The following is an 11159-nucleotide window of genomic DNA, read 5'->3' as shown; positions in this document are numbered from 1 at the left end:
ATCTTTCTAGGTGCATCGAGGAGGCTTGCCTCCTCTTTTTCAGACCATTCGAAGTGGATAAATGAGTAAATTCTTCTATTCTTAATGAATTAGTCCGTTGAATTTATTCCTTATGCCTGACGATATCCTAAAAGGGGTTTACATTCCCCCGCAACCAAAACTCATTGATGAAATTCGTATGGCGGGTACCGATCTCGATGAGATCGCCCAAAAGATCAGCTCGGATCCTGGCGTTAGTGCGGCAGTGATGAAAACGGTCAACTCGCCTTACTTTGGTCTAAGTGCTCGCATTGCCTCCATCAATCAAGCGGTTATTCTGTTGGGGATTGATCGAGTGGTCAATATTGTTAAATCCATGTTGCTAAAATCCTCAATGGCCGATATTTCTACGTCCATTAATATGGAGCAATTTTGGGAGTCGAGTTCAGCGGTCGCAGTTGTTTCGTCTGCTGTATGTCGTCAATTAAACCTCGGATTAACCGACGAAGCCTATACGCTTGGCCTTTTCCATAATTCAGGAGTGCCAATCATCGCTCAAAAAGTAAAAAATTACGGCGAGATTATCAAAGCCTCCTATGCCCGTCCTGACGGTAAGATCACTCGCGAAGAGTTCAAAAACATAGGCATGCATCATGCCGCTGCGGGCTATCGTTTAACCCGAGTTTGGAAACTTCCGAAACTCATTTCGGAAGCGGTGCAAAATCATCACAGTGTTGAACGCTTACTGGATGATTCCAGTATTGAAAATCCAAAGTTGAAGTCACTCGTGTCGGTATTAAAAATCTCTGAGCATATGGTCCGGTTGTATCAGCGCTTAGGAGATGCTCCGAAGGATTATGAGTGGGATATCATAAAGCTGTCGGTTCTCGGCTTTCTTGGATTAAGCGAGTACGACGAAGAAGACCTAGAAGATGCCGTTTCTTATACACTAGGCGGAATACCATAAGTATAAGCCTTTCATCAGGTTCAGCAGGTTTCCTACCAGCAAAACCGATGCTTTCATAACGATTAGAGATAATGTATAGTCGAAATAATCGAGATAATGGATTCGTATTAATTTTAAGGAATATTTTTTGTATCTCGACCTCTGAGACAGACGACTTTTTTGATATTCAAGACAAAAAGCGATCTGCACTCTGTAAAAATAAAACGTTTAGAAAACAAAACAAGGAAATAACAATGAAAAATGTATTAATTATCTTAGGGGCTATTCTTTTTATCTTTGGCGCGGTTGATCTCGTTGGTAGCTTTATGGAGTTTGACCTTTGGGGTCAGTATGTAGGAGTAAATCTTCCGGATCTACTTTGGAAGTATTCTGCATACATAGAGATGCTTATTGGGTATCTTATGTTTAAAGCAGGCATGTCATCTGATAATGCAGAAGAAGCACAAGCGGAAGCCTAGTCGGGTTGAACGCTATAAAGTCTCAGTCTAAGCAATTAGATTGAGACTGGATGCGCTTGTAAATGATTTGAAATGAATCGTTAGTAATCTATTTTATTAAGAGAAGCCGATCGATAACTCATAAGGAATTGGATTGAAGTTTCTTGTTATTTATTTCATTCGAATTTATCAAAAATGGATTTCTCCATACAAAGGATTTCGTTGTGCTCATGCCGCACTGCATGGTGTTGACTCTTGCTCCACTGCGGTAATAAAAATCATTAATCGTCGGGGTGTTATCGGCGGATTCGGATTGATCAGAAGACGATTTGAGCGCTGCAAACTAGCTTACTTAGAGCATAAGCAAGAAGAAAGAGTAAACAATAAGAAAGATAAAAAGAAAGACAAGGACAAATGCTACAACAATTGTGACCCATCGGGGATGTGCGATATTGGTTCTTGCTCCAAAGCGAAAAACTGTGACATGGATTTACCGTGCGACGGCTCTTTCTGGTGGCGGTTTTAAAAAGTAGAAGAAGGACTTGAACGCTTGTGGAAATTGAATTTAATGTTTTTGGAAAAAAGATGGTTGTACAGAGAAATTCAGAAGAATGGCGTTTATTTTTAGATAGTGGCACAGGTGTTCGAACGAGAGTAACCGATATTGTCATTCCAAATGATTTGTCTGAAGGTGAGTTAGTGACCTTTTTAGACGATATGTATCATGAGCATGCTAGCGAAAAATACCCTGAAGTTGTAGAAGTAAAAGAACAGTAAGCATAGTAATTTTACTGAGTTTAGAGAGCATTTAATACATGACGAGTGAAAACCCCTACCAGCCTCCAAATAGCAATGTAGATAAGCAAAAAAATGCCAAGTATGTGCAATGTCCTTACTGTAACAATCGGGCTATGAGTGCCATGGGAAAGTTTATGTTAGGCCCTGCTCGGTCAGTCAAATGCCAATCCTGTGCTAAGCGTGTTTCTGTATCTTGGGCCTCTATGATACCAATCGTTGTCGGAATGGCTGCCTACATTGTAATGAAGCCATTTATAGAACCTAAATACATTTTACTTGCACTGGTACCCGTTGTTGTTCTGGTATTTATTATTCACTATTACTTCATCAAGATTGTTGGGCGAGAAAAAACGTCATCGAAATAAGTTTTTATGAAACTGAAACTAAAACTGAAAAAGACGCAAGCTGAGTGAAAATATGAAACGACTATTTGTTTATCCGGTATTAGTTTATACGGTACTAGTTTATCTGATGCTAGCAACTTTTTGTTCAGCAACATTGGCGGAACAAACAAACTATTCAGGTGAAGAATTACGAGAGATTAAGTCTCTTTCTAAAGATAGAATTGAAGGATTACTCGAAGGCAAAGGAATGGGCTATGCCAAAGTCGCTGAACTGAATGGCTATCCAGGGCCTAAGCATGTATTGGAGTTAGCCGAAGAGTTAGACTTATCTGAGGAACAACTCGCTAAAACAAAAAGTAACTTCTCTAAAATGAACAAACAAGCTCGCGAACTTGGTCAGCAGTTGATTCATGCAGAGCGCGAGTTAGAGACGCTATTTAATGTTGGAAGCGTAACAGAAGCGCAAGTTATTAGTCGACTGGAAAACATTGTTCAATTAGAGGCGCAGTTACGAGCTTGTCATGTGAATGCTCATCTAACTCAAAAGAATTTGTTAAGCGCTCATCAAGTTCAGCTTTATAATCGCCTTCGAGGCTACTCTAATCCGTCTCAGCATGGAAAGCATAAGCATCATCATGAGTAGTTGCGAAGACGAAAAATAAATGTCGCAAAAATAAACAAGACAAATAGAGTTGGTAAAAGACGTAAAAACGGAACGTAAGCGAGTGGCTTGTTTGGTGGATTAGTCTGGAATCAATCTTACATTTCAGTAACTGATAGTTTGATATCATCAGAAAGACTGACTTCGGGTAGTATCTTAAAGCAGACCTAAGCAACCAGCACCGACCTTGCGAAAATTCAAAGCAAAGCAGACATTATTGAGCTGTTTCAAAGCTTATCTAGAGGGCTCAATGTCCCCGATGGATTTCGATTTAAAACATGAGTATAAATTTGTGTTGTTCTGAATTAGTCTCGACTTAATCTGACACATCAACTTGAAAAAGTGAGAGTTACCCGTTTTGATTAAAGGTGTCGAATCTTTAAATCAGAACGTTATAGAGGTAACTCTCATGCTACATACTAACAACCCAATCATAAAACACAAAGCTGGTTTACTTAACTTAGCAGAAGAACTCGGGAACGTATCGAAAGCCTGTAAGGTAATGGGCGTATCACGAGATACATTTTATCGCTATCAAGAACTGGTCGAAGAAGGCGGTATCGATGCCCTTATCAGCAAGAGCCGTCGCAACCCAAATGTTAAAAATCGCGTTGATGAAGCCACAGAAACAGCGGTTATCAATTATGCCATTGAGTTTCCGGCACACGGCCAACACCGAACCAGTAACGAGTTGCGAAAGAAAGGAGTCTTTGTATCAGGGAGCGGTGTCCGGTCGATATGGCTCAGGCATGACCTAGAAAACTTTAAGAAGCGCTTGAAGGCACTGGAAGATAAGGTTGCTAAAGAGGGCATCATACTGACCGATAGCCAAATAGCTGCACTTGAGAAGAAGAAAAATGATGATGAAGCCTGTGGTGAGATTGAAACAGCTCACCCTGGCTACTTAGGCTCACAAGATACCTTTTATGTCGGTAACCTAAAGGGCGTTGGACGAATTTACCAACAAACCTTCATCGACACTTACAGCAAAGTTGCCTTTGCCAAACTCTACACCACAAAAACACCTATTACCGCAGCCGACATACTTAATGACAAAGTGCTACCTTACTTCCAGCAACATGAGTTACCCATGTTGCGAGTATTAACGGATCGCGGCACTGAGTATTGTGGAAAAGTTGAACATCACGACTATCAGCTGTATTTAGCAATCAATGACATCGAGCATACAAAGACTAAAGCAATGTCACCGCAAACCAATGGTATCTGCGAACGATTCCATAAAACGATATTGAACGAGTTCTACCAGGTTACATTTCGGAAGAAATTATACAGTTCACTGGATGAGCTTCAAAAGGATCTGGACGAATGGATAGTTTACTACAATAATGAACGCACCCATCAAGGAAAAATGTGTTGTGGACGAACGCCCAATGAAACATTAATTGATGGTAAGAGAATTTGGGCTGACAAAAATCTAGCTCAAATCTAAACTGACAGACACCAATTGAAAAACGGGTAACTGTCAGATTAAGTCTGAGCTAGTACAGTTGTTCTAACGTCAGTATGACCTAATAGTTCTTGTACCGTTCTAATATCAGCTCCCGATTCTAATAAGTGTGTTGCAAAAGAATGACGAAAAACGTGGGCTGTTACTTTCTTATTAATTTCGGCTTTTTTAACGGCATTTTTAACATGTTTAGCGAAAACAGAGGGGTGAACATGGTGTCTGCGTACAATGAGTGTTCGAGGATCAGTACTTAATCGAAGACTCGGGAATACCCATTGCCACGCAAGCGCTTTTCCTGCATTAGGTTCCTTTCGCTCTAGTGCATAAGGCATCTCTACACCATTAACGTTTTCTCTTCGGTCTTTTAGATGAAGCTGCTTAACAAATTCAATTTGATTTTGCAGTTCTTTGCGACATGCATCGGGCAATGGTAAAGGTCTGTCTTTTTTCCCTTTACCGCGTTTAACAATGATTAGATTGCGATCAAAGTCGATGTCCTTCACTCGAATTCGATGAATTTCTGTTTTTCTCAATCCAGTACCATAGAGCAGTTTTGCCATTAATTGAGGTAAACCGTGCATTGAATTGAGAAGTCGTTTTACTTCTGCTGGAGAGAGGACCACTGGTAAATTACGATGAGATTTTGACCGTACAGCATTGATTTTATTCTCTCCAAGCGGTTGTTTTACAACCTCTTTATAAAGGAACACTAGCGCACATAAAGCTTGATTCTGTGTTGCTGGCGAAACTTTACGAGTGACTGCGAGGTAGGTCAGGAAATCGTTGACGTGAGTTGAAGACATGTCCTGCGGGTGTTTGAGCTGATGAAAATGAATATAGCTCTTAATCCAATAAACATAGCTCTTTTCGGTGAAGTAAGAGTACTGCATCGTTCTGATCCTGTCCCTGACTAGTCGCATGAATTTTGGCTTTTGCGTCATTTTACATCCTCCTTGATGCTTAAAATAAAGCTACTTGTATAAGTAGTATTTGTCAAGCTTCATGTAACTACGACGCTTCACTTTTGTAACTCATTGATTTTAAAGGCTGTCAAAAAGTGAGTCAGGAATTGTACGCAGTAAAGTTACATAGTTGCGGGATTGACTTTAAATTGAAGTTAGGTAAGTATCAGATTTAAATAAATTATTCAGTAAAATCTAAACAAGCGTTTGAATTAAAATGAGTTTTACTGAATACAATCAACTGTTATGCATCAATCAGATTCGAAGGAAAGTTATGACTGTAGAAAGTATAAAAATTATCGCAGCAATAATGGGCATTATTGGTTCAGGTATTCTTGCCTACAGAGTCACGGGAATACTTTCCGCCTTATCTTTGGTGGCGGGCTGCCATGAAGTAAATATTCAACAGTTAATGCCCAATCACCAAGGAAACATACATCATCTTGGTAATTCTACAGCTCATGTTGAAGCAGCTCAGAAGAAGGGGCTTCTAATTACTGGGTTTGTCTTTTTTATTCTTGCATTTGCACTACAGTTAGTTGCTTTGGTCATGGCCAATGCATAACAAGTTGCTCAAGCAGGGACAGTTTTTACGTCGCTTCACTTTTATGCTGTGTAGCATAAAAGCAAATCAACTACAAAACTGCCCCTTAGCAAAGCGTTATGCGCTTTGATTGAGTGGCTATGTACGAAATAGAGCTAACTTTTGAATACCAAACAGTAGACGCCAAGGATGTTCTATACACCCTCGATAAGCTGTGCCCAAAGATCGGACTTTCGGTAGAGGATTATTCAACTGCTGATCAGGTGCAAAAAATTGAGAGCGGAGGCTATCTTTCTCTTTCAGGGCATTTATTCAAAGATATTCATGGAGGCTCAGTCGCAAACCACGAGCACGACTTTTTGATTATAAATTCACAAGGCGTTCATATATCTTATCTAAAAGAGTTAGTGGAGCTTTTCATTCAAGAGTTGCCAGTAACTCAAGCCTTTATTCACAATCGAGAGTATTACTATTGGCAAAATGCAGAAGATACTTTGCTCTATGATTCGGCAGGGAAAGATCATTCACAACTGCCTAAAGCCTCTAATAATTTACCGTTTCCTTTAGAACAAGAGGTGGTGGATATCTCTAACAACCCCGGCAGGTTTGTTCTAAAGAATGGTTACCGAGAAACAGTGTCCTCTCCAATGTGGCTGGCTAAATCATTAATAACAGATTTGGCCAAGCTAAGAGATTTTGCCAACATTTCTGAGCTAAATAACAGTGATGTTGTAGAAATTAATACACCTTATGAAACATTTGATAGCTCTGATGGTGAACAAGCGACATTACAAAATCAGTTAAGGCGGGCCGCATATGGCGCATAACAAGCGCAAGCAACAGGACTCGCAACAAGTTGCTCACCGTTGTTGCGGGCGTTAGGCATGTAAATGGTTAAGCATATTTCAATCGGTGGGGTAGTCGCAGCAGGTTGCGATCCAAATATGGAGTATCTGATAACCGTTAGCCATTCGGGAAGAGGAGTTTTCTCCTTAGATTCGTTCGAGCGAGTTGCGCGAGACTATTCAGTGATATATCCAGATGATGGAACGATAGAGGGAATTGGTCCGCTTGATGGAGTTTCTGTACCGGTAACAGAGATAGACTATAATTCGGGAAAATTAGAATTTCAAAGTGCAGATAGCGCTCTCAGTTTTGTATACGAGTCTGGTACATTTTCAATCAGTCGAAAACGTGCCTAACAAGGATTAGAAATGGATTCGGCTAAAAAGAAGCCTCACAATTTAAATAAGCGTTAGTTGCCCTCAAGGATTTAGAATGCGTGCCATATTCTCAGTATTGATTTTGATTTATTCTCTAAGTGTTCAAGCTTGGGAAGTAAGGGATCATTACAAGGATGAATCTAAATATAACCTCTTATTAAGGGGTGGCCAGATTTCCGATCTCGGGAAAATTATAGGCGAAGAAAGCCGCAAGCTGTCTGGCATTAATTTAGGGCGAGTAATTCAGTTAAATTCAGGTAGCTTGCAAGTTGAAGTTCAAGGCTATCTAAGCGAGCATTATCCAAATGAACTGAAAGCAGCGTACACATCTGCTGGCAATATGCATAACCCAAAAGTAAAGCCACTTCGTAAGCCATTTCAAGAGGCGTTATTAAATTGTTCCTATATAAAGTCAATTGCAAAGGTGCTTCGAGACCACAATTACGAGGTTGTTGGTGTTTCTACAGAGAAGTTTATGTTAATTAACGGTAAACATTTTGATGCAATGGTATGGCTAGAAATAGAGCAACTAACAAGTAAAGCCAGCAGGACGCCGCAAGCGGCGCCTCTGCTTTAGGCGTTGGTATGACTCCCTTTGTCAATTAAAACGCACTAATCCCCACTTATTTTTACAAAGCGCTATTGTATAAAATTGAATGGATTCAATTACAGATTAAAGCCAGTAACTTTCGACGGTTCTCATGCTGGTATCCGTGGATTTTATCGCGAAGCGATTTACCTACCTTACTTATTTCGTCGTGGTGCCTGTCTTCAGTCTATGCTCGTGGATCTAATTAAATTTCATAATCAGCCATCCTAACGCCGTCGGAGATTGCACCACCTGCCGTGGTTTAATCTGCCATTGAATCCAAAACTTTTTATTCATGCGGGTACGCGAGACAGCCGCTGTTTAGGATTAACTTTTGTTATAACAACTTCGCGACTGATTGCCCAAATATAGGCAATCATTTCTCGTGCGACAGCAGTAATCACGACATTGTAATGTTTACCTCGTTTCATGAGGCGTTGGTAGCGTTTGCACAAACGAAGTTGTGCCTTCCAGGCAATGTCGATAATTTCTTTACTTAAACTTTCTTGCCTGATTTGTAATTCAGTTGAAATGTTAGCCGGATAGCGATAACAATGAGCACCCTCGGTGAGCAGTCGTCGCGCTCGACCATTACCACACTTTGTAATGCTACCCACTTTTCGTCTCCCTCCACTGGAATGCTCGCCCGGAATGAGACCCACATAACTCATGAGTTTTCTTGGATGGTCGAAGCGAGTGAGATCGCCTAGTTCTGCAATGACTCCAGCCGCAACTAAAAGCCTCACACCACGCATCGCTTGAATTGCTTTAACAACAGGGTAGTAACGCCAGTGTTTCACCTGATGAACTAGCTCGTTATCCAATCTTTTTAATCTCGCTATTCGTTCCGTGACGGTTTGAATCATTTCCTGAAGTACAATTTGTTGTGCGGGATGAGGCAATACCAATTCTGTTAGCCAACGTAAATGTTTTAATGACCAATTGGCTTTGCCTTCATAATTAATATGATTGCGAAGTAGCAGCGCTTTAAGTTGATATTTCGCGTCACACAAATCATTCATGGCGCGCTCTCTTGCACGAGACAAATCACGAATGGCTTCATCTTCTGGTTCGGGTACGTAAATCGGAATGATATCGGCATTCTTTAAAAGACGGGTGAGATTAATAGCATCACGTTTATCAGTTTTTATTTTATCGCCTGGCTTTTTAGGAATAAGAGAGGGGGCTACGACATAGCAACAATGCCCGAGGCTGGTTAACAAACGGTAAACCCAATAGCCGCAAGGGCCTGCTTCGTAAACAAAATGCAGCGTTGCTTTTGGGAACTTAGATTGCATTTGTTTAGCAAATTTAGTAATCGCTGGTTTGGTCGTTTTGATTCGACCAAAATGCTCGATTGCCGTCTCTCTCGCATAACCTGAATACGCTATTTCTGTGAACTCTTTATGAGTATCCATGCCAATAAATGTTATGGTATCGTTGTTCATGCTAGCCTCCGTTTATATGGTGTGTGATGACTCATATAGTATGGCACTGGCTGAAAAGCTAACCCACGATAGGGGGCTAGCACTGAATTTCAATTGAGACTCCTAGGGAGTCATTATGTCTATGTGTCATACGATCGATGGTGTAATAATGGATATTCAAAATAAAATCGATATAGTGAGAAAAAACGGGCACGAAGTATGGGTTAGTGGTGGTGTTTCACTTGATGCAATAGAGACCTTGGAAGATAAAATGGGTATTCAATTACCGATTTTATTAAAGGAGTTTCTCCTCGAGTTTGGAGCACTTGGCATTTACGATTGTTTTCTCAGTGGCATTAGCGAATTAGACCCCCTGTCGTTGTCAGGAGGTAATATTTATGCAGATACGTGTTTTCTGAGAGAGGACTATCCGAATTTAGGTGAAAACCTTTGGGTACTGCAATTAAACGAGGACGGCGCATACTGCCTAGATACAGCTGAGAAATCCTCAAACGGGGAGTTTGCAATTGTCAGTTTTGAATCCGGAAACTCTAAAGTTGTGTATAACTCATTTCCAGAATTTCTAACTGGATACTTTAAACCTTGGATAGAGTCGTAATAAATACACATAACAAGTCGCTCAAGTGGACTGCCAACGCGTGGCATTTTTAGTTTCAGTGAGTTTTGTGGTTAAGGTGCAATGGTTTTAGTAATCTAGGCGTTGGCAGCCACTTAGCTCAGCGTTACCCGTTCTTTATTGAGCTTGAAACTAAGCTCAAAGAAAGATGTAACTTTCAGAACATGAAAGTCTATCAACATTGTTGGGATGTAGCATGTCCGAACGTATAACAAGGACTAGCAAAATATTTATGCAAAAAACGCATGAAATTTTGAAGTAATCTTTATGGCTACTAAGGAGCAACGTGGACGTATCTAAATCATTGGAAGAGTTAGAGAACAGCAAATGGGGAAAACCCAAGTTTGACTCGAACCTAGCTAAAAGCTGTCATGCACTTAAGGCTATTCCAATATCCGAGCTTACGCCTGAAAATTTGCGAATGCTTATAGGGCAAAACATTGGTTTGGACTACCTTGTGCCTTTGGCACTAAATATCTTAGAAGACAACCCGCTCGTTTCGGGTGATATGTATGCTGGCGACTTACTTGCAAGTATTCTTAGAATACCGAAAGAGTTTTGGTCTACTTTTCCTGACCTAAACAATAGAGTTGTGGAGCTTAAGAACGAAATAGAAATATTAAGAGATACGATTAACGAAGAATTGATGCCAGCAATGGTTAAATTCGATTACCGTTAGTCCTGCCATAAAAAAAGCCAGCAATTGAAGGCTAAAACAAAAAGCGTCTCAATTGAGGCAAGCGTTATGAGTAAATATGGCTGAAGAATATCCTGAAAAAGTAAAGCTATACGATCATGTTTCCAATAGTGGCATTGTGCATATGCCTGGTCGTAAGTTTCCTGTGGTAGCCCTACAAGGTGATACTCTTAGTACAATGTTGTCTGCAGCTACTTATTTTATGGATAAGGCCAAGGAGTATAAAGACGAAGATATGTACTATGAGGCATTAAGCCTTGCAGAAAGATTGCAAGGAAGCCTATTACAGTACGAAAAAGTACTTCAGTCTGAAGGACTTGAAAAACCATATATGATGGATGTGAAAGAAATCAAACTTGAGCAAGAGTTTGAAAACTCATAACAAGTTGCTCAATTACATTCTGGCCGCAAAAACAGCGGCCTCCA

General features: G+C 40.4%; 16 protein-coding genes. 14 read left to right on the top strand and 2 right to left on the bottom strand.

What is annotated here, in order from left to right:
• Positions 1–112: 112 nt before the first annotated feature.
• From Q9312_RS09000 to Q9312_RS08970, 7 genes are all read left to right on the top strand, one after another.
• Complete coding sequence (locus Q9312_RS09000; RefSeq protein ID WP_309204275.1) at positions 113–946, top strand: HDOD domain-containing protein; 834 nt, start codon at positions 113–115, stop codon at positions 944–946.
• Positions 947–1179: 233 nt separating this feature from the next.
• Positions 1180–1404 (top strand): hypothetical protein, encoded by a 225-nt coding sequence (locus Q9312_RS08995; protein WP_309204273.1) that lies wholly within the window; start codon positions 1180–1182, stop codon positions 1402–1404.
• A gap of 133 nt (positions 1405–1537) precedes the next feature.
• The gene (gene yidD, locus Q9312_RS08990; protein ID WP_309204272.1) at positions 1538–1909 is read left to right on the top strand and encodes a membrane protein insertion efficiency factor YidD; all 372 of its coding nucleotides are present in this window, start codon (positions 1538–1540) and stop codon (positions 1907–1909) included.
• A 26-nt stretch (positions 1910–1935) separates the two neighbouring features.
• Positions 1936–2160 (top strand): DUF7661 family protein, encoded by a 225-nt coding sequence (locus Q9312_RS08985; RefSeq protein WP_309204271.1) that lies wholly within the window; start codon positions 1936–1938, stop codon positions 2158–2160.
• 38 nt (positions 2161–2198) lie between these two features.
• Complete coding sequence (locus Q9312_RS08980; RefSeq protein WP_309204270.1) at positions 2199–2546, top strand: hypothetical protein; 348 nt, start codon at positions 2199–2201, stop codon at positions 2544–2546.
• 52 nt (positions 2547–2598) lie between these two features.
• Positions 2599–3168, top strand: coding sequence for a hypothetical protein (locus Q9312_RS08975; protein ID WP_309204269.1), 570 nt, complete (start codon positions 2599–2601; stop codon positions 3166–3168).
• Positions 3169–3595: 427 nt separating this feature from the next.
• On the top strand, positions 3596–4636 hold the full coding sequence (locus Q9312_RS08970) for an IS481 family transposase (protein ID WP_309201277.1): 1041 nt from the start codon (positions 3596–3598) through the stop codon (positions 4634–4636).
• Between the two features lie 38 nt (positions 4637–4674).
• On the opposite strand, the gene Q9312_RS08965 is transcribed toward Q9312_RS08970, so the two are convergent.
• On the bottom strand, positions 4675–5574 hold the full coding sequence (locus Q9312_RS08965; protein ID WP_309204497.1) for an integron integrase: 900 nt from the start codon (positions 5572–5574) through the stop codon (positions 4675–4677).
• A 316-nt stretch (positions 5575–5890) separates the two neighbouring features.
• Here Q9312_RS08965 and Q9312_RS08960 point away from each other — a divergent pair, with 316 nt between their 5' ends.
• From Q9312_RS08960 to Q9312_RS08945, 4 genes are all read left to right on the top strand, one after another.
• On the top strand, positions 5891–6181 hold the full coding sequence (locus tag Q9312_RS08960; protein ID WP_309204268.1) for a hypothetical protein: 291 nt from the start codon (positions 5891–5893) through the stop codon (positions 6179–6181).
• A 119-nt stretch (positions 6182–6300) separates the two neighbouring features.
• Positions 6301–6987, top strand: a complete 687-nt coding sequence (locus Q9312_RS08955) for a hypothetical protein (RefSeq protein WP_309204267.1) — start codon at positions 6301–6303, stop codon at positions 6985–6987.
• 63 nt (positions 6988–7050) lie between these two features.
• Positions 7051–7362, top strand: a complete 312-nt coding sequence (locus tag Q9312_RS08950; RefSeq protein ID WP_309204266.1) for a hypothetical protein — start codon at positions 7051–7053, stop codon at positions 7360–7362.
• A gap of 76 nt (positions 7363–7438) precedes the next feature.
• Positions 7439–7960 carry a hypothetical protein gene (locus tag Q9312_RS08945; protein ID WP_309204264.1) on the top strand — a complete coding sequence of 174 codons (522 nt, stop codon included), beginning with the start codon at positions 7439–7441 and terminating at the stop codon, positions 7958–7960.
• Between the two features lie 305 nt (positions 7961–8265).
• Here the strand turns inward: Q9312_RS08945 and Q9312_RS08940 are convergent, their stop codons facing one another.
• Entirely contained in the window at positions 8266–9420 is a 1155-nt protein-coding gene (locus tag Q9312_RS08940; protein WP_309204126.1) for an IS110 family RNA-guided transposase, read from the bottom strand.
• 115 nt (positions 9421–9535) lie between these two features.
• Between Q9312_RS08940 and Q9312_RS08935 the strand changes: the two genes are divergently transcribed.
• From Q9312_RS08935 to Q9312_RS08925, 3 genes are all read left to right on the top strand, one after another.
• Positions 9536–10018 carry an SMI1/KNR4 family protein gene (locus Q9312_RS08935; RefSeq protein ID WP_309204263.1) on the top strand — a complete coding sequence of 161 codons (483 nt, stop codon included), beginning with the start codon at positions 9536–9538 and terminating at the stop codon, positions 10016–10018.
• 304 nt (positions 10019–10322) lie between these two features.
• A complete protein-coding gene (locus Q9312_RS08930; protein WP_309204262.1) occupies positions 10323–10715 on the top strand; it encodes a contact-dependent growth inhibition system immunity protein in 393 nt (130 codons plus the stop codon).
• A 76-nt stretch (positions 10716–10791) separates the two neighbouring features.
• A complete protein-coding gene (locus Q9312_RS08925) occupies positions 10792–11115 on the top strand; it encodes a DUF6959 family protein (protein ID WP_309204261.1) in 324 nt (107 codons plus the stop codon).
• The last annotated feature ends 44 nt before the right edge of the window (positions 11116–11159 follow it).

Source organism: Pleionea litopenaei (assembly GCF_031198435.1).
GTDB classification, from domain to species: domain Bacteria; phylum Pseudomonadota; class Gammaproteobacteria; order Enterobacterales; family Kangiellaceae; genus Pleionea; species Pleionea litopenaei.
The sequence above is the reverse complement of the archived record's forward strand: the minus strand, read 5'-3'. Positions and strand labels throughout refer to the sequence as shown.

Coding starts and splice junctions, on each gene's coding strand:
- Q9312_RS08980 (WP_309204270.1), top strand. CDS start 2,199: ATGACGAGTGAAAACCCCTACCAGCCTCCAAATAGCAATGTAGATAAG.
- Q9312_RS08945 (WP_309204264.1), top strand. CDS start 7,439: ATGCGTGCCATATTCTCAGTATTGATTTTGATTTATTCTCTAAGTGTT.
- Q9312_RS08925 (WP_309204261.1), top strand. CDS start 10,792: ATGGCTGAAGAATATCCTGAAAAAGTAAAGCTATACGATCATGTTTCC.
- Q9312_RS08955 (WP_309204267.1), top strand. CDS start 6,301: ATGTACGAAATAGAGCTAACTTTTGAATACCAAACAGTAGACGCCAAG.
- Q9312_RS08960 (WP_309204268.1), top strand. CDS start 5,891: ATGACTGTAGAAAGTATAAAAATTATCGCAGCAATAATGGGCATTATT.
- Q9312_RS08950 (WP_309204266.1), top strand. CDS start 7,051: ATGGTTAAGCATATTTCAATCGGTGGGGTAGTCGCAGCAGGTTGCGAT.
- Q9312_RS08995 (WP_309204273.1), top strand. CDS start 1,180: ATGAAAAATGTATTAATTATCTTAGGGGCTATTCTTTTTATCTTTGGC.
- Q9312_RS08935 (WP_309204263.1), top strand. CDS start 9,536: ATGTCTATGTGTCATACGATCGATGGTGTAATAATGGATATTCAAAAT.
- Q9312_RS08940 (WP_309204126.1), bottom strand. CDS start 9,420: ATGAACAACGATACCATAACATTTATTGGCATGGATACTCATAAAGAG.
- Q9312_RS08975 (WP_309204269.1), top strand. CDS start 2,599: ATGAAACGACTATTTGTTTATCCGGTATTAGTTTATACGGTACTAGTT.
- Q9312_RS09000 (WP_309204275.1), top strand. CDS start 113: ATGCCTGACGATATCCTAAAAGGGGTTTACATTCCCCCGCAACCAAAA.
- Q9312_RS08965 (WP_309204497.1), bottom strand. CDS start 5,574: ATGCGACTAGTCAGGGACAGGATCAGAACGATGCAGTACTCTTACTTC.
- Q9312_RS08970 (WP_309201277.1), top strand. CDS start 3,596: ATGCTACATACTAACAACCCAATCATAAAACACAAAGCTGGTTTACTT.